The sequence below is a fragment of the Bacillus sp. FSL M8-0077 genome, assembly GCF_038050255.1.
Lineage (GTDB): Bacteria > Bacillota > Bacilli > Bacillales > Bacillaceae > Bacillus > Bacillus altitudinis.
The window spans coordinates 3,852,484-3,874,991 of record NZ_JBBPAF010000001.1; the positions used below are offsets into that span (position 1 = coordinate 3,852,484).

Annotated in this window: 23 protein-coding genes, 4 tRNA genes and 1 other annotated feature; of the genes, 5 read left to right on the forward strand and 22 right to left on the reverse strand. The window is 40.9% G+C overall.

The features are described from left to right. The first annotated feature begins 190 nt into the window (after positions 1 to 190). Together NST57_RS19890 and NST57_RS19895 are read left to right on the forward strand one after the other, a co-directional pair. Positions 191 to 439, forward strand: a complete 249-nt coding sequence (locus NST57_RS19890) for a hypothetical protein (RefSeq protein ID WP_142153392.1) — start codon at positions 191 to 193, stop codon at positions 437 to 439. 14 nt (positions 440 to 453) lie between these two features. After that, positions 454 to 696 carry a hypothetical protein gene (locus tag NST57_RS19895; protein WP_341299146.1) on the forward strand — a complete coding sequence of 81 codons (243 nt, stop codon included), beginning with the start codon at positions 454 to 456 and terminating at the stop codon, positions 694 to 696. Between the two features lie 50 nt (positions 697 to 746). Here NST57_RS19895 and NST57_RS19900 read toward each other — a convergent pair whose 3' ends face one another. From NST57_RS19900 to NST57_RS19945, 10 genes are all read right to left on the reverse strand, one after another. Beyond that, positions 747 to 1,595, reverse strand: a complete 849-nt coding sequence (locus tag NST57_RS19900) for an MBL fold metallo-hydrolase (RefSeq protein WP_341299147.1) — start codon at positions 1,593 to 1,595, stop codon at positions 747 to 749. Positions 1,596 to 1,664: 69 nt separating this feature from the next. Next, a complete protein-coding gene (locus tag NST57_RS19905) occupies positions 1,665 to 3,494 on the reverse strand; it encodes a hypothetical protein (protein WP_341299148.1) in 1,830 nt (609 codons plus the stop codon). A 436-nt stretch (positions 3,495 to 3,930) separates the two neighbouring features. Further along, a complete protein-coding gene (locus tag NST57_RS19910; RefSeq protein ID WP_341299149.1) occupies positions 3,931 to 5,346 on the reverse strand; it encodes a hypothetical protein in 1,416 nt (471 codons plus the stop codon). Positions 5,347 to 5,351: 5 nt separating this feature from the next. Further along, positions 5,352 to 5,819 (reverse strand): DUF6932 family protein, encoded by a 468-nt coding sequence (locus NST57_RS19915; protein WP_341299150.1) that lies wholly within the window; start codon positions 5,817 to 5,819, stop codon positions 5,352 to 5,354. Between the two features lie 180 nt (positions 5,820 to 5,999). Next, a complete protein-coding gene (gene rlmH / locus NST57_RS19920) occupies positions 6,000 to 6,479 on the reverse strand; it encodes a 23S rRNA (pseudouridine(1915)-N(3))-methyltransferase RlmH (RefSeq protein WP_341299151.1) in 480 nt (159 codons plus the stop codon). An 80-nt stretch (positions 6,480 to 6,559) separates the two neighbouring features. Then, positions 6,560 to 6,730 (reverse strand): CxxH/CxxC protein, encoded by a 171-nt coding sequence (locus NST57_RS19925; RefSeq protein WP_073414986.1) that lies wholly within the window; start codon positions 6,728 to 6,730, stop codon positions 6,560 to 6,562. 164 nt (positions 6,731 to 6,894) lie between these two features. Beyond that, the gene (locus NST57_RS19930; protein ID WP_341299152.1) at positions 6,895 to 7,722 is read right to left on the reverse strand and encodes an energy-coupling factor transporter transmembrane component T family protein; all 828 of its coding nucleotides are present in this window, start codon (positions 7,720 to 7,722) and stop codon (positions 6,895 to 6,897) included. After that, positions 7,713 to 9,428, reverse strand: coding sequence for an ABC transporter ATP-binding protein (locus NST57_RS19935; RefSeq protein WP_341299153.1), 1,716 nt, complete (start codon positions 9,426 to 9,428; stop codon positions 7,713 to 7,715). The genes NST57_RS19930 and NST57_RS19935 overlap by 10 nt, the downstream gene beginning before the upstream one ends. Positions 9,429 to 9,447: 19 nt before the next feature. Beyond that, positions 9,448 to 10,005, reverse strand: a complete 558-nt coding sequence (locus NST57_RS19940; RefSeq protein WP_341299154.1) for an ECF-type riboflavin transporter substrate-binding protein — start codon at positions 10,003 to 10,005, stop codon at positions 9,448 to 9,450. Between the two features lie 14 nt (positions 10,006 to 10,019). Further along, complete coding sequence (locus NST57_RS19945) at positions 10,020 to 10,880, reverse strand: SAM hydrolase/SAM-dependent halogenase family protein (RefSeq protein ID WP_100325692.1); 861 nt, start codon at positions 10,878 to 10,880, stop codon at positions 10,020 to 10,022. Positions 10,881 to 10,992: 112 nt separating this feature from the next. Continuing rightward, positions 10,993 to 11,263 (reverse strand) — a binding site (T-box leader). Between the two features lie 192 nt (positions 11,264 to 11,455). Between NST57_RS19945 and NST57_RS19950 the strand changes: the two genes are divergently transcribed. Both NST57_RS19950 and NST57_RS19955 read left to right on the forward strand, forming a co-directional pair. Beyond that, entirely contained in the window at positions 11,456 to 12,145 is a 690-nt protein-coding gene (locus NST57_RS19950; RefSeq protein ID WP_142153414.1) for an ABC transporter permease subunit, read from the forward strand. Beyond that, positions 12,146 to 13,027, forward strand: a complete 882-nt coding sequence (locus NST57_RS19955; protein ID WP_341299155.1) for an ABC transporter ATP-binding protein — start codon at positions 12,146 to 12,148, stop codon at positions 13,025 to 13,027. It begins immediately after the preceding gene. 39 nt (positions 13,028 to 13,066) lie between these two features. Here the strand turns inward: NST57_RS19955 and NST57_RS19960 are convergent, their stop codons facing one another. The 11 genes from NST57_RS19960 to NST57_RS20010 form a co-directional block, all read right to left on the reverse strand. Continuing rightward, positions 13,067 to 13,531: a GNAT family N-acetyltransferase gene (locus NST57_RS19960; RefSeq protein ID WP_142153418.1), complete on the reverse strand. Its 465-nt coding sequence runs from the start codon at positions 13,529 to 13,531 to the stop codon at positions 13,067 to 13,069. A 69-nt stretch (positions 13,532 to 13,600) separates the two neighbouring features. Further along, positions 13,601 to 14,791 (reverse strand): S1C family serine protease, encoded by a 1,191-nt coding sequence (locus NST57_RS19965; protein ID WP_445818831.1) that lies wholly within the window; start codon positions 14,789 to 14,791, stop codon positions 13,601 to 13,603. A gap of 78 nt (positions 14,792 to 14,869) precedes the next feature. Next, positions 14,870 to 15,664, reverse strand: a complete 795-nt coding sequence (locus tag NST57_RS19970) for an MBL fold metallo-hydrolase (RefSeq protein WP_007497388.1) — start codon at positions 15,662 to 15,664, stop codon at positions 14,870 to 14,872. Positions 15,665 to 15,670: 6 nt separating this feature from the next. Then, entirely contained in the window at positions 15,671 to 16,534 is an 864-nt protein-coding gene (locus NST57_RS19975) for a two-component system regulatory protein YycI (protein ID WP_017368442.1), read from the reverse strand. After that, positions 16,521 to 17,900 (reverse strand): two-component system activity regulator YycH, encoded by a 1,380-nt coding sequence (gene yycH / locus NST57_RS19980; protein ID WP_142153425.1) that lies wholly within the window; start codon positions 17,898 to 17,900, stop codon positions 16,521 to 16,523. The genes NST57_RS19975 and yycH overlap by 14 nt, the downstream gene beginning before the upstream one ends. Further along, entirely contained in the window at positions 17,890 to 19,728 is a 1,839-nt protein-coding gene (gene walK / locus NST57_RS19985) for a cell wall metabolism sensor histidine kinase WalK (RefSeq protein ID WP_142153427.1), read from the reverse strand. Before walK ends, yycH begins: the two co-directional genes overlap by 11 nt. 7 nt (positions 19,729 to 19,735) lie before the next feature. After that, positions 19,736 to 20,443 carry a response regulator YycF gene (gene yycF / locus NST57_RS19990; protein WP_017359978.1) on the reverse strand — a complete coding sequence of 236 codons (708 nt, stop codon included), beginning with the start codon at positions 20,441 to 20,443 and terminating at the stop codon, positions 19,736 to 19,738. 347 nt (positions 20,444 to 20,790) lie between these two features. Further along, positions 20,791 to 20,863: transfer RNA gene (locus tag NST57_RS19995), tRNA-Phe, on the reverse strand. Between the two features lie 26 nt (positions 20,864 to 20,889). Continuing rightward, positions 20,890 to 20,966, reverse strand: a tRNA-Asp gene (locus tag NST57_RS20000). Between the two features lie 81 nt (positions 20,967 to 21,047). Next, positions 21,048 to 21,119, reverse strand: a tRNA-Glu gene (locus NST57_RS20005). Between the two features lie 6 nt (positions 21,120 to 21,125). Beyond that, positions 21,126 to 21,201 (reverse strand) — tRNA-Lys (locus NST57_RS20010). Positions 21,202 to 21,534: 333 nt separating this feature from the next. Here NST57_RS20010 and NST57_RS20015 point away from each other — a divergent pair. Further along, complete coding sequence (locus NST57_RS20015; protein WP_039170410.1) at positions 21,535 to 22,059, forward strand: peroxiredoxin family protein; 525 nt, start codon at positions 21,535 to 21,537, stop codon at positions 22,057 to 22,059. Between the two features lie 229 nt (positions 22,060 to 22,288). Here the strand turns inward: NST57_RS20015 and NST57_RS20020 are convergent, their stop codons facing one another. Continuing rightward, a complete protein-coding gene (locus NST57_RS20020; RefSeq protein ID WP_142153431.1) occupies positions 22,289 to 22,498 on the reverse strand; it encodes a hypothetical protein in 210 nt (69 codons plus the stop codon). Positions 22,499 to 22,508 lie beyond the last annotated feature (10 nt).

Below are 22,508 nucleotides of genomic sequence, written 5' to 3' on the forward strand. Positions count from 1 at the left end.
TGTTGTTATTAACATTGAAAACAAATGGGATCTATTGAACGATATAATATGATTTCACTTATTAACTTTAAATTATCTTTAAATGTTTAGGTTATAATGGAAATAAAAAAGCTTGAAAAATCGTCAATCCTACACGAAAAGCATCACTAGATAAGTACGGCAATGTTATCAGTGAATAAAAGGAGGAACTATGAAAACAATAAAGTTTTTTGACTGGACCATTCATTTACAACATGATTTAACAGCTATTACAGATCATAATGAAAAGAAATTAGTCATTTTAGAACCATCAATTGAATTAAATGGTGTGATCTGGATAGATGAAAACGATGACCTACAAATCAAACCGACTTGGGATTGTGTCATTACAATTGATCCAACCAACAAATCTCTGACAATCCGGCAAACAGAAGAAGTATTCGGAGATGTGTACGAATGAAAATAGGAGGAATTATGAAGAAGACCACTTTTTATGATTGGACCGTTCACTATCCTGAACAATTAACAGCAGTCAAAGATGATACAGAAAAGAAAATGGTCTTTCTAGAACAAACGGTTGAATTCAAAGGGATTATCCGTATTGATGAGAATAATGAACTGCAAATAAAGCCGACTTGGGATTGTGTTATTATTGTGAATGCAAAACAGATGTCTGTCACAATTCGTGATGCAGAAGACTTTGTAGGGTTACCATAGAAATAAAAAAGTCTCGTTTGAGGAAAATCACTCAAATGAGACTTTTTTGTTTAGTACCCATTTACAAAGTAAGCAATGGTTTCTAATTCATCTTCTTTCAGTTCTCTGTTCACGTACTTTCGATATTCATTCGTGATTTTCTGCTGATCTCCACCACATAGATCAGTGAATTTCGCAATCATCCGAAGCTTGTCTGTTTCCTGACGAAACTCCTCTTTTGACCACGGTCTTTGGTGTGAAGGAATATACGTTTCGGCATCAAAAGCTTCTAACTCATCTAAAAGCCGCAATATTTCTTTCACCGTATAATGTACTTTTTCGGCATACATTTTCGGATAAATGCAATCACCAAGAAACAGGATTTTTTCCTCTTTCACATACACGATCACTGAATCTGCAGCATGATCGCCCCCAACATGCTGCACAACACAAGTGACCCCGCCAAGATCAATCTCCATCCGACGATCAAACGTCACAACCGGTAAAACCACCTGAATCTCTCGATGATTCTTATATTCTTCTTTGATGGCCTTCGCGCAAAACTCAATCTCCGTTCCTTCCCTCACCCGCTCACCAATCGCCTCATCTGACCAAGAAAACGGAACAAGCTTCTCCATTTCTTTTCTGGTTTTTGTAGAAGCAATTGAAACCGTATCAGGCAGCGCAGGCAGACCAAAAATATGATCCCAATGCCAATGCGTGAGGACCACCAGATCAGGAGAGGCGAGCTCATGCTTTAAAATTTTTTGGATGAAATAGTTCGCATGATCTTCTGAATTACCGGCATCGATCATTAATGTTTTGTTATTGCCTACGACCATGCCTAGGATGGGGCGGTCGGTGAGTGATACTGGTGTGATGTAGGAGAAGGTTTGGCCTATTTTTTTGATTGTGTGCATGGTGTGCCTGCTTTCTAATATTTTTATGTTTTATCCCCGTTGAATTGTTATGCGCTACTTAATCAAATATTATTTCTTTAACAAATGTTTGGCTAATTTTCGATCTTCTTTATCTTTCGTCTTCATGGAAATATGTTCAATCAATTCTCTTGTGGCCGCTTGCTGCGAATACGAAGGAGACCATTCTTTTAATACACTTAAAGCATGATACTGTAAATTTCCATCATTTGATCTAAGTGCAGCTTGAATCAATGGCAATCCTACACCGTCGTGTTCATATAAATCTTGCACAATATATTGTAGACAAGCCACTTCATCATCTGAGAGGTTTGATAACGATAAATGTGTTTCTGCAAATGTACAAAGCTCTCTAATATGCTGGTGATGATTTGTGTCCATCACAGCAAAGTATATTTCACTATTTGTCGGATCTTTCTCAAGTAAAGCAAATAGATGCTCAATCACATCTAAACGATAAAAGAGAGCGATTTCAAGTGCTTGGGAGCTAAAACCCTGTTGTAACGTATCGATTGCAAACTTTGGCCATCTACTGTCATTGATAAACGGTCGAACCGCTTCTTGGATAGCCTCATATTCGTCCTGTTTCCATGAATCATTTAATCGGTCTTCCCAAATCTCTTGATCATCATTTAAAAACTCATTTATTTTCAAAATTGGATAAAAGTCCTCAATTGTTTGGCAGTGCATATGAGCATGGTGAATAAATCGGCAGAGAACTGAGCTTGCATTTGAATACTCATCGATTCCGTAGATAGATACCTCATCTTCTAATAATGCTTGAATGATGAGACTCGCTCCATCGTATAATTCTTTGGAAATTTCATCTTCTGATAAAGCTGTTTCCAGATCACCATTAAGAGCACAAGTATAAGCTGAGTATTCATTCATGATTGTATTTTCGCAGCCCTTTGTTAGTAGCCATCGTTTTATTTCTGGCGTCGAGGCTTCCAATTGCTCAACAGCCGAAATCTTCCCCCATCCATCAACGGACTTTGCAAGACGCCAAACATGTTCGTTTCCTTGAATTGTGCCATTCTTCAATGCAAACACGACATAAGAAGTAAATTCTTCATGCATACCTATTGTGAATAAAAGCTCTTTGTATTTTTCACAGTTTGTACATCCCAGTATCATGACTGCAAATTTGACGACCTCCCGATGTGCCGCATGTTCAAGAAGCCATAACGCTTCTTGCTGTACACGGGATTCATCCCATTGTGTTTGCTGAAATCGTTCAATTAGCTCACTGTTGCGACTCGCCATATTGTTAGAAATGATTTTTTCATATGTTTTTTTTCTAGTTTCGTTTGTAGGATGATTCAGTTGTATTTCAAAAAGCTTCAATAGTTTCTTCACATAAAAAGGGGCAGGTCGTTCATCTACATAATAATCAGATAAACCGGGAGCCAATCGTGGTTCATTTTCGTCAAATAAATAATCTTCATCGGGTAAACGGTCGTCTACTATTTTATGATGTGATTGAATTTGTTGTTGAATAAAGGGAACGATTTTCTCTTTATGATCCCATGGTAGAAGGTCTATCTTCATTGAATCATCTAAAACCGTTTCACGATCTACCTTCACCATACAACGAAATCGTACATACCCACCAAGTTTAACGGACACCTTTTGTTTAGTACCATCTTGAAGCTCCAATATCCCCGACAATTTTGAATATGGAATTATATGAGACAATAAACTTTTTCGTTGTTTTCTATCAACCGTCACACCATCAATGATTAGTTGCTCTTCTTTTATTTGGTTTGTAATTTCTATAGAATGCCCTTTATATTCAATTTTCCACGTTTTATTTATTTCTTTTTCTACGTCTTTTATTACGTTACGTATTTCATGTTTAAAGTCAGCTTTGAAGCTCATGGAAGTCTCCTTTGAGTAATTGTAGATTGAATATGTGATCGTTCCCAATACCTGCTGTAACCGTTTCTTGAACTAAGTTTTCATTATATATAATACGATAAAAGAGAGTTTTCCTACATAAAAAAGGTATGGGAAAAAATTAAATTCCCGTACCTTTTACTTTCAAAATGTTATTTATTAAATGTCGGCTTTTTTCTTCACATATTCAAAATACTGAGTGGTAATCGAGACCTTTTCTACTAGCACGAAAGCAGTTTTTATCGTCTCTTCCCACGGATTGAAATTATGTTTTGTTTCTTTAATTTTCAGTTCAGTTATCCAATTGTAAGGAATATTCTCTTCTTGAAATGCATCTTGAATTGCGGATATATACTGACTGTTCTCTCCTTTAATAGAGTATAAAATACACTTTTAAAAATGTCTATTTACCTATATTTTATTGAAATAACGCATTGTGAATTAGTTCTTGTTCAAGTGGATCTTCTAAGGAGTGAAGTAAAGATGAATCTAATCTACTGTTCAATATATCATATGCTTTAGAATATGGGTTTCCATTGTATTGTAGATTATTAGCTGCTCCCCACCAATTATTACCTAATTTTGACATTCTATAAGCTGTGTAGTTTGCTAAGGAAGCCACATCTATATCATTCTTTATAGCTACTTCTTGAACTGCTTTCTTTAGAAATTGTATTCTTCCGCTAGATATATTGATGCATTCATCGAAAAGTTCTACACTTCTTCCTCCAAATATAACCTCTTCCGCAAACTTATTAGCATCTAATTCTTCTTGGTCATCAGTTTTAATTGATTGGACTTCACCTAAATCAACAATCTTTCTTTCTAACAAATCTGGCTCTTGAGTTGCGTGCCAATATTCGTGCAGTAAATCAAATAACCATCTAGAATAAGATGCACTTTGTTGTTTTAGGACAATAACATTCCTCCCATTAAATCTCCAACACGCACCGTGGAAACCACCTGGCATTTCAAAAGGTATTACTGGAATACCAAGATCCCATAAGTGAGAAATACAAGATTCCAAGCTTAAATCTCCATACGATTCAATTACATTTCTCCTAAAAACCAGCGGATCCGTCGTGAGTTTTTTAGGAGAAGTATCCAATACTCGAGATATTTCTTTTGATATGAATTCTGCATAAGATGTATAGAGATAAACAAGTTCATCTCTAGTACCTTTAGGGGTTTTATATCGAGCATTCGTTAACATATAATTATTAATTTTTGAACCACTAAGAATTTCACTTAAATTTTCATTAAAAATCTTTTTTAAAGAAGAAAATAACTTAAGATAACCATTTGTTAAATTATATTCTTCTTTTAACTCGAAAGGTATTAGTTTATTAAAAAGAAAACCTAAAGAGTTTTTAACATTTTTCTTTATTTGATCAGAGTCTAAAGCGAACATACTTTCCAACTCTGCAGGTATTTCTATTTTTAGTAGACTAATTAATTTAATTATCGTAGATGTATCAGCTTCAGCAAATAATTCATCTTCTAATTCAATATAATCAGACACATCCATATTCAGTTGGTTAGCTATATATTGCTCATCAATGCCTCTTGAAATTCTAGCTCGAATTAAATTTAGAGGCAGTTCAGTGAACCTATTAGATAATAGGCCTTGTAACTCGCCACTTTTTAATACTTCATATTCATTAATTTGACTTTGTAAATTCTCTACTTCTCCTTCTAATGCCTTTCTATAAATTTCTTGTTTCTTTGGAGATAGCTTCTTAAAAGATTCGTCAGCATCAATTTCTTGAAGTGAAGATAAAAATTGTGTTAAGCTTTCTTTTGAAATTTTTAACTCTATGTCGTTTTTTATCAAGTGCCTCACCTCAAATCTATTCTTATTATACCTTTTGGTTGTTTAGTCTTTTTATCCTTTTGAAAAAAATCTATATACCGTGAACCCACTGGGCTTGTTGCATTCGCATACATGGGGAAAAATTCTCCTTGATAGCTCATTTTTTGTAACCGTCTTCCAGATAAAGAAGCATCGACTAATCGATTATCAATTTTACCTTCATCAATTTCATCTAGATCATAAAGGGCGTCATAATCCCCAGGATTTTTCTTTTCAGTTACAAAGCTACCATCTATGAATATTTTTGTACTTCCAGCTTTTTTAAATTCTTTAATAGCCCTCTCCAAGCCTTCCAGTTGTAAATTTCTCTTATAATTAATACCATACTTAGCTTTAAACTCTTCCCAAGTCGTCAGGTGTATTCCTGGAGGGAGATTCTTATTAACAAAATTAGGTATTGGTAAAACAGTGTTGACTGTATTGTTAGTCATCATTAATATTCAACTCCAGAAATTCGCTTATTATATGAATTAATTATATCATGACCAAATTATGTAAACAATTTTATAATTCGTTTGAATTTACACGCCGTTTACCATAGGATAAAGCTTTATACTTCTAACCATTTAGCTTATTTTTAATCTCAATTGTCCATTCCATTTCTTGTTTTACCATCATTTATGATAAGGCTCCCCCCGCACAATCCGAAACGCCCGATAAATCTGCTCCACCAACACCAGTCTCATCAACTGATGCGGGAACGTCATCCTCGAAAACGACAGTTTCTCATTCGCACGCTGCATGACAGCGTCGCTTAACCCAAGTGATCCACCTATGACAAAACACACCTTACTTTTTCCGTATGTTGCCAGCTTATCTATTGTATCGGCTAATTCTTCGGAACTTTTCATTTTTCCTTCGATGGCGAGGGCGATGACGTGGGCGTCTGGGTTGATTTTGCTTAGGATGCGTTCGCCTTCTTTGTCTTTGATGATTTTCATGTCTTGCTCGCTGAGATTCTCGGGTGCTTTTTCGTCCGAAAGCTCAATGATCTCGATTTTCGCATAGGCTTGTAATCGTTTTGTGTATTCGGCTATGCCTTGCTTTAAATATTTCTCTTTTAATTTTCCTACTGTGATAATTGATATATTCACAGGTCATCCCCACCTTAAGAACAAGTTATTCATATAAGTTATCAACAATTGTGGATAAAATTTGTGTATTTTGTGTCCGATCATTCGTTCCCCACTATATATATTGCAGGTTCATCGCACAATTCACAGGTTGTGGATAAGCTGTGTGTATGTTCGATTTTTCTGAATTCTGGCGGTGTTTCGTGATCATCTATGTACATGTCTAGTACGGTTTCTATATGTTCTGCACAAGCATAAAGTAATTTGTTCATAAGTTTCTAATTCCTCCAATATGTTGTTTGGTTATTCACAAGTGTTTCGCTCATTGTTCAATATAACCGATTTATTCACATGTTAATAGTCTTTTACCATTTTCCACACCTTTTATCCACATACCAAATAAAAAAGCCTCCACTCCTGTGAAGGCTTCCTTCTATCAAAACGGATTGTAAAATCTCGTTCCTCTAACAAATGTAATCACTAGCGACACAATCAGTACCGCTCCAACAAATATTAACGCCGCATAATCTGCTTTTTGAAAGTCTTTCGCCGTAAACCATGTGCGCTTTTTATGCTTCCCAAACCCGCGCAGCTCCATTGCATTGCTGATCGTTTCAATCCGCTCTAGGCTAGAAAAAATCAACGGCATCACAATCGACAGCGCATTTTTAATCCGTTTTCCCAGTTTTTCATACTTTGATAAATCAATGCCTCTTGCTTGCTGAGAAATGGCAATCGTGCGAAAATCACGCTGAATATCTGGAATATAGCGCAAAGCAATCGCTACCGCATACGAAATCCGGTAGCTGACCCCGATTCGGCTGAGCGATGAGGCGAATTCACTTGGATTTGTTGTCACGATAAATAAAAGCGCTGCTGGCATGACGGTCACGTATTTCAGTGTAATGTTCAATTGATAGAAAAGCTGTTCAAGTGTGACATTGTACCAGCCTGCAATGTGAAACAGCTCGTGCTTCGCTCCATAGATGGCGACACCTTGCTGAGGCGCAAAGATGTAAATGGCGATGTTGTTGATCACAAGGAATATCGCCAGGACGATCACCACGAAGGAGATATCACGAAATCGCACATTCGACAGTTGAAAGAACACGATACTGGCAACTAGCATAAACACTAAAACGCCTGTATCATATGTGAGCATCGCTGCGGATGACCAGAGGGTAAAGCAAATGAGTTTGGTTGCCCCTGTCAGCCGGTGAATCGGCGACGGGCGATCGATATAGGACAGCATGTCTACAGCCATGTCATTCGTTCCTTTCTGTCAACCTCAATGAAGCGATCCACGAGTTCATTTGGATTCGGCCAGTCTGCTTTTAGCGCCAGTTCATACAGCGATGTTTCCTTTAAGCTCGCCTTTTGGACTAGCAACTGATCTGTCAGCACTTTGGCTGGTGTATCATCTGCGATTTTTTCTCCATCTGAAATGACAATGGTTCTTGTTGTGTATTCGAGCATGAGATGCATATCATGGGTGATCATCAAAATCGTGACGCCCTGCTGATTTAATTGCTCTAAAAACGTCATCATCTCTGTGTAATGTCTAAAATCTTGACCGGCCGTTGGCTCATCTAAAATGATGATTTCTGGCTCTAACACAAGAATCGATGCGATGGTGACGCGTTTTTTCTGTCCAAAACTAAGTGCTGAGATTGGCCAATTTCGAAATGGATACAGCCCGCATACTTTTAAAACCCGCTCTACACGATCCTTGATGTCGTCTTCCTTTACGCCTCTTAAAACAAGACCTAGTGCGACTTCATCAAAAATCATTTGTTTTGAAATCATTTGATTTGGGTTTTGCATGACGACGCCGATTCGTTCGGAACGCTGCTTGATGGTGTCTCCTGTGATGTCATCTCCATTTAAAAGGATTGTCCCTTTTGTTGGCTTTTCAAATGCACAAAGCAGTTTGGATAGTGTCGTCTTGCCTGCGCCATTGGCACCGGCGATGCTGATCATTTCTCCTTTTTTGACGGTAAAAGAGATGTTGTTCAGTGTGTTTGGTCTTGTCGGATAATCAAAGCTCAGCTCACGCACTTCTAGTAAATCCGGCGCTGCATTCTGCTCGACTGACGGCTCAGATGCTTCCATCCATTGTTCGATTTTCTCTTTTGCCTCGTCATTTAAGGTGAGCTGCTGTAAATTAGCGATCTGATCTCCTGCTGCAATCGGAATGCCTGCATATTTCATCGCTCTCACATATAAAGGCTCACGTAAATACGCCGCTTCTAATACATTGGAGGCGAGCAATTCATCTGGTGTCATATCTGCTGCAATCGTGCCGTCATTGACAACGATGATGCGGTCGACATGACGGAAGAGGACGTCTTCTAATCGGTGTTCCACCATCACGACCGTTTTTTTCGTTTCTTTTTGCAGTCGATCAATGAGATCGATCACTTCTTTGCCTGTAGCAGGATCAAGGCTTGCGAGTGGCTCATCGAATAGCAAAATGTCGACATCGTTGACAAGTACGCCTGCGATAGCGACACGTTGTTTTTGACCGCCTGACAGCTCATGCACGGATGATGCGAGCTTGCCGTCTACCTCTGTTAATTTTGCCGCTTTCTCGACACGTGTTTTCATTTCTTCGCGTGTGACTTGATCATTTTCAAGTGTAAATGCAATGTCTTCTCCTACGGTCAGCCCGATAAATTGTCCATCAGGGTCTTGCAGCACCGTTCCAACGAGCTGTGAGAGGGAGAAAATGTTTTCTTTCACTGCATTTTTCCCGCTGATGTGAAGACTTCCTTCCATAGAACCTTTATAAGACGCAGGAACTAGCCCATTGATACAATGGGCTAGTGTGCTTTTTCCCGATCCAGAAGGGCCTGCGATGAGGACTTTTTCTCCTTCATAGATGGTCAGGTTGATATCTTTCAATGTTGGTTCTGCCTGACTGCGATACTTGAATCCGAAATGTTCGAATTGAATCATCGGTTTCTTCATTTATGTGTTCCACCTTGCTTCATGATGTTTCTTTCGATAGACTGCCGCTTTTGCTTCTTGTTTTCGCATAAGCCGCAATGATGATGGTGCCAAGTACACCGACTGTGATGATGTTTGAGGTTCCTGCTACGATGCCTTGAAAAAATACTTTGTTAGCAGGTTCTGCATAGATCACAATGTCGAGTACCGGCGCAATGACAAACCAGCCTAATGCTTGTGCGCCGACTTGGACGGCGTTGAAGAACGCGATTTTTTTCCAGCCAAAGTCTCCCTCTTCTACTTTTAAACGGTTTGAAATAAAACCGATCATCAAACCTACCAAACCAGAAACGATAATCCAGCTCCACCAAGGTCCAAATGTGGTGGCATCTTTAATCAGATGACCAATAAATCCAATCAATGCGCCTGCAACAGGACCAAATAGCACGGCCATTAACGCAAGGAACGCGTACGATGTTTCAATTTGTGTATTCGGAATCCCAGTTGGAATGGAGACGAAGCGTCCTAAAATGACAAAGACGGCTGCGCCAATTCCGATGGCAACGACAGTTTTCGTTGAAAGTTGTTTACCTGCCATGATGTTTCCTCCTCTTATTCATATATAATGCGCGGAGCTTTGCGAATCGAAAGGCGCCAGCCTGTGCCTGTACCGATGTTATAAGCCTTTGCAAATGACCCTTGATTGATCGCCACGCCTAAATGATCGAGTGAATTGACATATACGAGTGGTTCGCCTACCTTTAAATCGGCAAAAGATCGTCCATAGGTCATGATATTTTTATACACATTTTTTGGCCCGTTGGCAATGGTAACTTCTATTGCATCCCCATAATTGATTGAAAGCTGTTCAAATAACGTATGATGAATGTTTGTCCATAGGTTTCCGAACCGCACATCTAAAATATCAATCGTCCCTGTGATCACTTCTTCTTCCGCATAAGCTTGTACGACTGAAAGGTGAATAATGTCCTCTATATTCGCCTTTGGCCCGACCTCTTCAAAAGAAATCACACCTGAAGCAATTCTCGCGCCCGTATAGGCGTAAATGTCTCTACCATGAAATGTATGTGATTTTCCTGACTTCGGCAGACGGTTGATCGTTTCATCTAAATACCGAGCCTCCACGATGCCAATATCCTGTGCGACATGCGTAAGTGTCCCATTATCAGGTGTGATGATATAGTGTGAGCTTGTTGTTTTGACGACAAGGCTCTTTCGCTCTGATCCAACGCCTGGGTCAACGACGGAGACAAACACCGTTTCTTCCGGCCAATATGTGACCGTCTGAAGCAAGCGATAAGACGCTTCCCAAATGTCATATTGGGGAATGTTGTGAGTTAAATCAAAAATGCGGATGCCACTCCTCACTGTATTGGCTACGCCGTACATTGCGCTGACCGCTCCATCATCAATACCGAAATCTGATTGTAAAACCAATGCATGTTCACTCATGTTAATCTCCCTTTCATTTGAAAAAATGGTTGTGGTGTTTCACGTGGAACATTTGAACATTTGTATGAAAAAAAAGTGGACAATAAAAAATACCCCATCCTTATCTATGAATCATAAGGACGAGGTATTTGTCTCGTGGTACCACCTTTATTTACTGTTTGCTCGCGCTAAACAGCCTCTACAAGTACAAAGCTCCAATTTGGCTCATATACTGTGGTTTTGATAACGAGTACCAACTCTCGTCGTCACCTACTAATATCATGGATATGTTCAGCACGAGGCTCAGAGACCATTTTTCGAATCATTATTTTTGCTTCTTTTCAGCTGCCGAAGCTCTCTGTGGAAAAATTGATGATTGTACTTTCTCTCGTCATTGCCTGTTTAACTATCTTGAATTAAAGCTATCATACATGATGTTTTTTGATAAATCAAGATATTTTTCTGAACATTTTTAAAAATGAGTTAACTGTTCTGGAAGAGTCTTCTTTTTTATAAAATTTAAGCAAATGTTAAAGAGCGAGATATGGTGTCTTTCTTTTCTAGCGGTATAATAAAGATGAAGGGAGGTACAGTGTGTGTGGACCATCTGTATGAATGAATTTAAGCAGCTCTTCAAAAGCACAAAATCCATCTTAACAATTGTTATTATTTTCATTTTATCTACTTTTGTATCAAGTCTTCCATTTATAGCTGCTTATCAAGGGAAGTGGGAACAGGCAAAAGACCCGTATTCCATTGGGAATGAACTAGTGATTTCGTTATTTGGTTTCTTCCTTATTTTTTTATTGTCTCATGATATTTTGAGCCGCGAAATTCATTTGAAAACCATTCGTTTTCTCGTCAGCAAAACGACCCGTTTAAACATTGTCATCGGGAAATATCTTGGGCTGATGCTGTTTTGGCTCAGTTGCATTATGACCACATATATCTTAAATATGGTGATTTCACATCGTTTTCTGTTCTCCGATGCCTTAAAAATATTAACATTTATCAGTGTCGGCATCTCCTGTGCTTTGTTTTTGTCCATGCTCTTTCCAACACCACAGAAATCGATGTTTGTTGGCATGTTGTTTTCCTTTTTATTTCCGATCATGAGCATGATGTCTGTTCTTTCTTCAGAACGGTTGATTCACTGGTTCCAATACGTGACGCCTTATTATTATGTGCGCTGGAGTGAACCGCTGACCTATGTGCTGATGAATGCCGCATTGACAGTTGTCTTACTCATTGGAACTGCACTACTGTTTCAGAGGAGGGATGTCTAAGTGCTTCATACAAAAGGGCTGACAAAAAAATATCGGACAAAAGTCGCAATAGATCATATTGACCTTGATATCCATCAAGGGGATATCTTCGGCCTCATTGGACCGAAGGGTGCTGGTAAGACGACCTTTTTTAATATCATTACAGGGATCTCCCGCCCCACCTCTGGCACGTTTATCATGATGAACATGACGTCGTTAAAAAAAGTACGTCATCATATCGGTGTTCTGCCTGAATATACAGATTTATATGAAGGGCTGACTGCTATTGAGCATATTGCCTATTTATCGAAAATTACGGGTACTCGCCAGAAAACGAGCTATTATGAAGAATTACTCGAATTTGTTGGCTTACATCGTTATCATCAAGAGAAAGTCGGTGCCTTTACACCTGGGATGAAGAAGCGGCTCGGAATGGCTCAGGCCATCGCTCATCAGCCTGACTTTATTTTACTTGATGAGCCTTTTGCGGATATTGATGCAGATTCTATCTTACATATCCAGCGGGTGATTGAATCGTTAAAATTTGAAGGAAAAACCGTCTTTTTAACAGCAGACGAGCCAAGCTTCACCCAGCCTATTTGTACCAAAACAGCTTTCATATCTGAAGGAAAAGTCGTGTCCTCTAGTACTCATCCTCAAGAGAAAACCATCACGTCCTCAACCATTCGTGCCACCTTCAAGCATGCATGGATTGATGATGAGGTGAAGCCTGTTCTCACGCAGTACTTACAAAGCGTGGGAACAGACCTTGTGATCAGAGATGACGAGACCTCATTGTTGATTCGTTCAGAAGCTCAAGTCCCAGCTATCATTCGTGCGTTTGTGAAATGCAAAGTCGACCTATACCGAGTCACGGCGCAAGATACCATGATGTCCCCATAAAAAAGTACCGTACGCTCTCCGCACGGTACTTCTCTTTTTTTATAAAGGCTTGCTCATGTAAATCCCAGTCTCAGCAAAGCCCGTTTTCTCATAAAGTGAGCGGGCGATTTGATTATGAGCAAAGACATGCAGCGATAGTTTTTTCACACCTAATGACTTTGCCTGCTCTTCTAATGCCGACATGGCCTGTTTTGCCAGCCCTTTTCCTCGATACGCTTCAAACAAAATAAAATTATAAATAAATCCTTCATGCTGAGGATGATCTGGGTCATAGCAAAGCCATACCCACCCAATGGATTCATCTCCATGCAAGAAGGTCCACAGCTCGTGATCCTCTGTCTGAAGACCTTCAGGAAGTAGCCGCTCAAATTGTTCCTCTGCGTTCTTTTGCGCTTCTTCCTGACCCCACGTCCCTGCGAGTATCTTTTCTTCTGCGTACCTCTTAATGGATGCCTCTATCAAGACGTCATAATCCGGTTGTGACATCGGCTGTAATGTGACCAAACGTATCTCCCCCTTTCCTTTTATCATATGCCGAGCATGTAAAAAAAGCCAGTCCCCTATAGGAACTGGCTAGCCTCCGAACTGATCGGTTTGGGAGAGTTTGATCTCGACTGATTTTTTCTTTCCGCTTCGGTAAAATTGCACCTTTACCTTGTCGCCTACTTTCTTTTGATAAAGATATTTACGCAGATCGACGATATTTTGTACTTCCTTGCCGTCAAACGACGTCACGACATCCAGCTCTTTTAACCCTGCTTTCCCTGCTGGAGACAAAGGCTCGACACTCATCACGACGACTCCGGTTGTGACCTTTGATGGCAGTTTTAACGTTTCCTGCCAATGATAGCTCGCAATATCTGCTAGTGATTTCATGCCAACGCCAAGATACGGACGCTTCACCTCTCCATAGCGCTCTAAATCCTCTATGACAGGGATCACCAGATTCGCAGGAATAGACAGCCCAATCCCTTCCACCTCTGACTCAGCAATCTTCATTGAGTTGATGCCGATCACTTTGCCGTCCATATTGATCAAGGCTCCGCCGCTGTTCCCAGGATTAATGGCGGCATCCGTTTGCAAAACTTCCGCATTCCAATCCGTCTGTCCATCACCATTAGAATCAACAGGGATCGCACGCTCTGTTCCAGAAATCACACCTTGTGTGACGGAGCCAGCAAATTCAAGGCCTAATGGATTTCCAATGGCGATGACAGGCTCACCTGGCTTGACATGGTCTGAATTGCCGAAGGCGGCGGTTTTCTTGATCTTATTACTTTTGACCGTAAGTACCGCTAAATCCATAAGCTGATCACTGCCGACAAGATTTGCCCCGATCCTTGTCCCGTCCTGAAGGCTCACTTCAAGCTGATTTGCGCCTTTGATGACATGATGGTTGGTCACGATATAAAAGGTGTCACCCTTTTTTTTATAAATCACACCTGACCCGCTGCCTGCTTCACCGCCTTCTTCCCAAAAGCTCGACTTTTGAATGTTAATGACGCCGACAACTGTATCCGACATACTCGACACCACTTTTGTGACCGCATCATTCACGTTCACATTGACGGTCTTTAAAGGGCCCTCTGATGCCTGCTGATCTCCAGCTGACTGCCAGCCAAAGGGGGTGCCGCTCTGTCCAGACACATAGGGGAAAAAGAATCCCATTAAAAAAGCTCCTACCAATACACCGATCAGACCAGATAGGAAATATCCTTTTCTGCTTCGTCTCGGCTTCCACTCTACATCGCGATAATCCACTATGTTTCCTTCCTTTCAGTGAATAGATGATGTATATAGTGTTGGTAAGAAGCTCTTATCTTAATCATACGATTGTAAAAATCATACGGCGCAAAGCGGGGTTGCTTTTTTCGGGTCCGTATCATATAAATCAAAGCCGTCCCCTACAACAAAGCCCTTCATTTCAAGCGTCTGCTGGACCGCCATACGGGCTAAGTCCTTCATGTTGTTGTCTTGACTCAAGTGGGCCAAATAAATGCGTGAGGTGGCGTCTCCAATCACGTCTGTCATAGCAAGAGCTGCATCTTCATTGGATACGTGTCCGACATCGCTCAAAATTCTGCGTTTAATACTCCATGGGTAGCGCCCCATTTGCAGCATGCCGACATCATGGTTGCTCTCAAATACGAACGTATTGGCTGATTTAATAATCCCTTTCATTCGATCACTCACATAGCCTGTATCCGTCATAAGGGCAAGTTTACGCCCGCCATAATGGAATACGTAAAACATGGGCTCTGCCGCATCATGTGATACGCCAAATGATTCAACATCGAGTCCGCCGAATGATTGAACCGTCTCCATATCAAAGTGGAATTTCTGCTCTGTATCCACTTTCCCAATATGTGACTCCATCGCCTTCCATGTTTTCGCATTTGCATAGACAGGAAGCTTGTACTTTCTTGCCATAACACCGAGTCCTTTAATATGATCTGAGTGCTCGTGTGTGACAAAAATTCCGTCCAAGTCTTCTGGCTTACGATCGATTTGACCAAGCAGCTCCACCATCTGTTTGCCGCTTAAGCCTGCATCTACTAAAAAAGCATGCTCGTCTGTTTCTAAATAAAAAGCGTTCCCCGTACTTCCGCTCGCTAGTACACTGAACTGCAAGCTCATGTTCTCTCACTCCAATGAAGATTTGTCTTCTTTCTCTATATGATCAAGTGTTGAGCCATCAATGGCATTGATCAAATATTCTTCCTCTGTCTTTTTCTTTGAACCAGCTGCCACGCCTTCAATCTCTACTCGCCATACAGGAACCATGACTTGAGTACTTGCACCTGGGTATTGCGTGTAGTAGCCAAGCTCTACTTTTTTCACTGTCGTGTTTTGGCTCAGCATATTTTGTGTATATAAGTCCTTCACCGTTTCAAGCGCCGGGACAAGGGTTTCTTTTCTCACTTCATTAATCGATGTCACCATCGACTGCCGATACGAGACGACCTCGTTTTGATCGTTCACATCCAATGTGATTTTCCCAATGGTTTCGGTGTCATCAAGACCTTCTTGGAAGATGTATTTTCCTTTATACGTTTGGAAAAAGACGATTTCACCTGTTTCTTCATCGATGCTCCAGAGCTTATAATTCTTGCCATCCAGCAAACGCTGGCTCACAAGATTGGTCGCTGCTGTTTTCATATCTTTTTTCGGCAATGCGACTGGTTTATTGAAGGTCATTTCAAGCAGGGTGACAGGATCATCTTTCTCGGTTTTCGGGAATGTGCTTTTCGTCTTTTGATCAGCTAATCCGTCGACATCCTTTTTCGTATATTGCTTTTTCTCAGCTGTAATGCGGTATCCAATCTTCGCTTCATCTGATAGATTGCCATATTTGATTCCGTCTGCCTTCATTTCTTCCAGCGTATCTGTTTTTTCGATAATCGCAAAATGATCGGTCGATCGCTTTTCAAAGTATTGAAAACCTAGAAAGATATCAAGAACGAGAAAGGCTAGGATAAAGATCGTTTTGGTCTTATTCCACTCCATGATTCTCGCTCCCCTCTGTCAGCAGGTCATTCGATAAAATGACGGTTTTTCCATTATATTTCATACACCATACCGGCTCTAGCCAGACAAACATTGCTTCATCCTGATCAGATGCCGTGGATGTCGCTTGATAGGCAGGGAAAATCTGTTCAATTTTCTCTAAATCATCATACTTCGTCTGCTTGATGATCAAGTTTTTCAGCTCTGTCCCATTCATCAGTTTGACCTGTTCACTCTGACTCGCTTTGTTGCCGAGAATGTAGTTTGGACGCTTGTAACTCAAGATGTCATCATTCGCCCATTGCACCTCAAGTGATGTCATACCAAATGGATGCTTTGTGCTGTTGACGATCGGCAGTCCATCCATAAACATATTAAAGGACAGTTGCTGGTTGCTGTTGATACCGAAGTATTGATAATTATCGGTAAAACTTCCGGTATCATTGAAATACTTCACGCTTCGCTTGATCAAATCCCCCGTTTGGAATACGGTACTGGAATTGATATTGCGGTGCTGATATTGAATGCGGTGGTCTTTTTGATTTGCTTCAAGACGACTCGTTCCATCTGTATACACCGTCCGGTTTAAATTAGACTCCTCCCCAACTAGACTCGGGTCTGTAAACAAAGCGTCCTTGAATTTGCTTGTCTTAATCGTTTCGATAAAGAACATTTTCGCTTCAAGCTGCTTTTGCTTCTGCGGCAGAAGGAAATCTCGTTTTGAATTTGTAGAGAAAGTATAAAGATCATAGCGCGGCATCTCATTTTGAGCGGCGGCAATGCTATCCATCAGATTACGATAGTTGGCTGATTCAATCGTCAGCTCAAGCACTGTTTCCTTGCTGTATGAAATCAAATAGACTTTCTTATTGGCCTTATCCTGCTGAGCGAACGGCACAATCATCCGGTCAAACGAGTTGTATTCAATGGATTTATTCGGCCATTTAAATAGCGCTTGGAAAATATCAATCGGAATCGGATCATTGAACACAAGATCCAATGTCTTGCCTTGCCCCTCGCGTCCATAGAAGAAATTCTTAAATTTCTGCTCGGAATATTGGTCCGACACATCGGCAATCTCTTTGACATCCCACAGGCTCACATCATTCCAAAAGTTTTGGAAGAGTTCCTTTTGATCCACTTTGAAATGCTCTCCATTGGAATGGATGAACATCTCACGCGGCTTCACGACATCAATGAGACTCCGAGGCTCGTCGCTTGAAATCTTCTTCGTTTCCACGACCTGTGTGCCGGCATCCGCCTGATCCTGCATGACGGGCTGGAACATCCAAATATTCCATGTAAACACAAGACTGATCGCAATTAGGATTGTCAATATAATGGTTTTAAAGGTCTCACGCTTCATCCCAATCATCCTCTTGTTCTTCATTGTACGGAAGGCTAAAGGTTACCGTTGTGCCTTTTCCTTCAATGCTGTCAGCCCAAATATCTCCGCCATGAGCCTGAACCATTTCTTTTGCAATCGCAAGACCTAGGCCGGTTCCGCCAAGCTTTCTTGTTCTTGCCTTATCCACTCGATAAAAACGTTCAAAGATTTTATCCATATCCTTCTTCGGAATACCGATTCCTTCATCTTTGACACTGAATAACACAAGACCCTTCTCCTCGTCCAAATCGACAGTGAACGTAATATGTCCACCCTCTGGTGAGTATTTCATGGCATTGGAAATGATATTATCGAGCACTTGTGTGATCTTATCTTGATCAATTTCAACATACACTTCGCGCTGCGGCAGGTTGCGGATGAAATCGACATGCTGCTCCTTCGTCATTTCAAAACGATCAATAACTAAAGAGATAAACCTGATAAAATTCGTCCACTCCCGGTTGAATTGATAGTCCTTGCTGTCGAACTTAGACAGCTGAAGCAAGTCATTCACAAGCCGAATCATGCGCTCGGTTTCATTCTGCGTGACACTGAGGAACCTTGGTGCAAGCTCTTTATCACCAATCGCCCCTTCAGCGAGTGCCTCAAGGTAGCTCCGCATCGTCGTGAGCGGTGTGCGCAGCTCATGAGATACGTTCGCCACGAATTCACGGCGTTCCGCATCAATTTTTTCCTGCTCGGTTACGTCATAAATGACTGCAATTAAACCATCAATTTTCCCATGCTCTTTCTGAATCACTGAGAAATTCACACGCAAAACAGACAGTTGATCTTCGCGTTCAATTTCCAGCAGCATGGAGTCTTGATTTTCGACTAAATCTTCAAATGTATGAGTTTCTTCTAAGCCAAGCAAGGACGTGATCGGCATCTCTAGAGCTGTTTCACGTGAAACATTCAAAAGCTCTAGTGCCGGGCTGTTTAATAGAATAATGGCACCGTTTTGATTCGTGGCAATGACGCCATCGGTCATATAGGCGATAACAGAAGAAAGCTTTTTCCTCTCACCCTCTGTCATCAGCTGCGCTTCCTCCAGCTCTCTCGTCAAATGATTAAAGGTCGTCGCAAGCTGGCCAATTTCGTCATGTCCATACTTCCGGACCTTCCTGGAGAAGTTCCCTTTGGCGAGCTCGATCGCTTGCTTTCTCATATCCGAGATTGGATGTGTGATCGTTCTAAAGATGAAAATACCAAGTAGAGCGGTCGTCCCAAGTGCGATCAGTGTACCCGTCGCCAAAATGGTGTTGATCGTTCGCATTTGGTTAAAAACACTTTCCATAGAAGAGACCACATAAATCACACCAACAGTCTCTTGATTCTCATTTTTGACGGCTGTCGCTGAAATACGCACCCGTTTATTCGACTCTGGGTCATAAAACTTCTTTTCATAGTCTTTGCCGACCGCAAAAATACGGCTAATGATTTGATCCGTAATTTTCTTGCCGGCAATTTCCTGACTGCCATTATTCACTGAGGCAATGACCTCTCTGCTTTCATCAATATAGCTGACTTCAGAAATTTCATTAGACTCATCTTTGTTGTTAAAATCGTTTAAGATCTTTTGAGCATCCTCTTTTAATTCTGCCTTGCTTTTCGATGAATCTTGTTCTAGGTAATACGATAACGAGTAGATTCGCTGATTCAAGGAATTATCATATGAATTAATTAAGGACTGCTCTAGCTGCTTCACAAAGTACACGCCAATGATCTGCATGGCGACAATGATCAGCAGCACGTAAATCAAGGTCAATTTAAAGTGAATCGAGCGAAAAAAACCTACTTTACTCATAAGAATCTTAGTCCTGCTCTGGGTTTCTTAAATAGTAGCCGACGCCTCGTCTTGTTACGATCCAGCTCGGGTGGCTAGGGTTGTCTTCAATTTTTTCACGAAGACGGCGGACTGTGACGTCTACTGTACGGACATCTCCGAAATAATCGTAGCCCCATACAGTTTGCAGTAAGTGCTCACGTGTCATGACTTGTCCAATATGCTTCGCTAAGTAATGAAGCAATTCAAACTCACGATGCGTTAACTCAATCGTTTCGTCACGCTTAGACACGACATACGCATCTGGGTAGATCACAAGTGAACCAATCTCGATATCATTTGATTCAGATTCTTCCTCTGATTGCGGAGCAGCCGTCTGTCTTCTTAAATTTGCTTTTACACGTGCAAGCAGCTCGCGTGTACTGAATGGCTTTGTGACATAATCGTCCGCGCCAAGCTCAAGACCAATGACTTTATCGATTTCAGAGTCTTTTGCTGTCAGCATGATAATCGGCATATCATATTTCTTTCTCACTTCACGGCATACTTCAACGCCATCTTTGTTCGGCAGCATAATGTCGAGCAAAATGATGTCTGGCTTAATTTCTTCTACCATTTCAAGGGCTTCATTTCCGTCATACGCACAATGAACCTCGTAGCCCTCTTTTCTTAAGTTAAATTCCAATATATCCGCAATCGGCTTTTCATCATCTACGACAAGAATCTTTTTTTCCATTGTGAGTTCCTCCTGCATTTTTAGCATCTATGTCATTCCATTTTGCATGTCTCATTACGCCTTCTTCATTTACGAAAAAAAGGCTCACTGTCTATTATAACGTTTTACGAGGCAAAGATAAAAACAATAACGGCTTTCTTTGCTAGTAAACGTTGGATAGAAGAACTCCACCCAAAAAAATTGATGACTTTTTCCTTTTTTATTGAAACTTTTCCAATCACCGAACGTCTATATACATGTAACGTCTTCTTCTTATGGAGCCGGGCCCTACCTAGGTCCGGCTTCTCCCTTTTTATGCCTTCTTTTCATAAGAAAAACGCACCTGCGATTGCAGATGCGTTTGGAAGTGGCTCGGGACGGAATCGAACCGCCGACACACGGATTTTCAGTCCGTTGCTCTACCAACTGAGCTACCGAGCCATCATCAAAAGATGAATATGTATAAATGGCGGTCCGGACGGGACTCGAACCCGCGACCTCCTGCGTGACAGGCAGGCATTCTAACCAACTGAACTACCGGACCTCAGTAACTTGCCCGAAAAAGCAATCGTGGTGCTCCTTCAAGCAAGTGAGGAAAAATTAGCTTAACGCTAAAGTAAATCAATGACCCGTACGGGATTCGAACCCGTGTTACCGCCGTGAAAGGGCGGTGTCTTAACCGCTTGACCAACGGGCCAAAACATGGTGAGCCATGAAGGACTCGAACCTTCGACCCTCTGATTAAAAGTCAGATGCTCTACCAACTGAGCTAATGGCTCTCGGTTTGTGAAAAGTGAATCTGAAGAAGCTGTATTGCGTCAAACCAATCGCTTTAAAAGCTGGAAAATCGCATCTTAACAAGTTTCAGAGACCTTTGCAACAACGAGATTTATAATATCATAGAGTAATTACATATGGCAATACGTTTTTCGACATTTTTTTAAAAAAAGTGTCGGATTTGATATCTTCTGTTACATGCCCCATCCCTGCAAGCGTCTTCATTAAATCAATGACCCCTGCCTATTCCAAGCACACAGAAACGTTTGATTCCGACCAATATTGGTTATACAAGAAACAAACAGCATGGTGATTGAAAAAGGAGGAAGCATAGGATGAGTTCATTTAAATTAGGAGATAAAATGCCCGATTTTTCACTGCCAACAGTGCAGGGCGATCACATTGAGTTTTACAAACATTTAGAGGAGCATCAAAGCTGGCACCTTATCGTTTTCTTTAGAGGATCATGGTGCCCAGTATGTGTCGAGGAATTAAAAGAGCTGGAAAAACAGCAATCCTATTTTCAAGAAAAGGATATTCACTTAATGACGATTTCAACGGATAACCCTGAAGACTTGAAGGAATTTGCAGACAAAGAGGGACTTTCTTTCCCCATCATGTCTGACCAAGACCTCACATCATTGAAAGCCTATGAAGTCTTCTATCACGGGGAAGATGCCCCATACGAAGATCATGGGGTGCACGGAGAACCTGCCTATTTCTTATTAAATGAAAAAGGCCAAGTCCTCTATCAGCAAAGACAAACAAGTCCATTTGGCAGACCGCACGCCAACGAACTGCGCAAAATCATTCAATACATTCGTAAAAATTTAAAAGGCCAATATAAGAGTCTAAAATAAAAAAGAAGCTCTCATCAGAGGGCTCTTCAATTGATGACAAAGGGCTAAAATGAACTTTATTTTATCCCTTTGTCTTCTTTTCAACGTAGTTGAAAACCTTTGAAGTCTAGGAAGGACGAGTAGCGGCGCTGAGCGAATTTCACATTCGTGAGCACCGGCACGCAGGACTGACACCGAATGCGAGGGTTTGTCTACACGTTGAGAAGCTCTCATCAGAGGGCTTCTTTTTTTATGATTGTTTTTTATTGTATAGCCAATCTGCGGTGAAAAACACAAGGAGACCTGTCATTAAAATCACAAAAGTAACAGGTGTACTCTCATCTTGAAAAAAAGCGTAAGATGCATGTCCCCCTAATGCTAAAAGATAAAAAACAAACGCCGATCCTGCTGCTTTTTGTGCATTGGCTTGTTCTCTTTTCGTCGTTTTTTTGAAAAACATTGTATCTATT

Excerpts from the sequence above, each read along its gene's own strand:
- NST57_RS20015 (WP_039170410.1), top strand. The coding sequence starts at position 21,535 with ATGAGTTCATTTAAATTAGGAGATAAAATGCCCGATTTTTCACTGCCA.
- walK (WP_142153427.1), bottom strand. The coding sequence starts at position 19,728 with ATGAGTAAAGTAGGTTTTTTTCGCTCGATTCACTTTAAATTGACCTTG.
- NST57_RS19975 (WP_017368442.1), bottom strand. The coding sequence starts at position 16,534 with ATGGAGTGGAATAAGACCAAAACGATCTTTATCCTAGCCTTTCTCGTT.
- NST57_RS19945 (WP_100325692.1), bottom strand. The coding sequence starts at position 10,880 with ATGAGTGAACATGCATTGGTTTTACAATCAGATTTCGGTATTGATGAT.
- yycH (WP_142153425.1), bottom strand. The coding sequence starts at position 17,900 with ATGAAGCGTGAGACCTTTAAAACCATTATATTGACAATCCTAATTGCG.
- NST57_RS19905 (WP_341299148.1), bottom strand. The coding sequence starts at position 3,494 with ATGAGCTTCAAAGCTGACTTTAAACATGAAATACGTAACGTAATAAAA.
- NST57_RS19900 (WP_341299147.1), bottom strand. The coding sequence starts at position 1,595 with ATGCACACAATCAAAAAAATAGGCCAAACCTTCTCCTACATCACACCA.
- NST57_RS19935 (WP_341299153.1), bottom strand. The coding sequence starts at position 9,428 with ATGAAGAAACCGATGATTCAATTCGAACATTTCGGATTCAAGTATCGC.
- NST57_RS19895 (WP_341299146.1), top strand. The coding sequence starts at position 454 with ATGAAGAAGACCACTTTTTATGATTGGACCGTTCACTATCCTGAACAA.
- NST57_RS19890 (WP_142153392.1), top strand. The coding sequence starts at position 191 with ATGAAAACAATAAAGTTTTTTGACTGGACCATTCATTTACAACATGAT.
- NST57_RS20020 (WP_142153431.1), bottom strand. The coding sequence starts at position 22,498 with ATGTTTTTCAAAAAAACGACGAAAAGAGAACAAGCCAATGCACAAAAA.
- yycF (WP_017359978.1), bottom strand. The coding sequence starts at position 20,443 with ATGGAAAAAAAGATTCTTGTCGTAGATGATGAAAAGCCGATTGCGGAT.
- NST57_RS19915 (WP_341299150.1), bottom strand. The coding sequence starts at position 5,819 with ATGATGACTAACAATACAGTCAACACTGTTTTACCAATACCTAATTTT.
- NST57_RS19970 (WP_007497388.1), bottom strand. The coding sequence starts at position 15,664 with ATGAGCTTGCAGTTCAGTGTACTAGCGAGCGGAAGTACGGGGAACGCT.
- NST57_RS19930 (WP_341299152.1), bottom strand. The coding sequence starts at position 7,722 with ATGGCTGTAGACATGCTGTCCTATATCGATCGCCCGTCGCCGATTCAC.
- NST57_RS19940 (WP_341299154.1), bottom strand. The coding sequence starts at position 10,005 with ATGGCAGGTAAACAACTTTCAACGAAAACTGTCGTTGCCATCGGAATT.
- NST57_RS19925 (WP_073414986.1), bottom strand. The coding sequence starts at position 6,730 with ATGAACAAATTACTTTATGCTTGTGCAGAACATATAGAAACCGTACTA.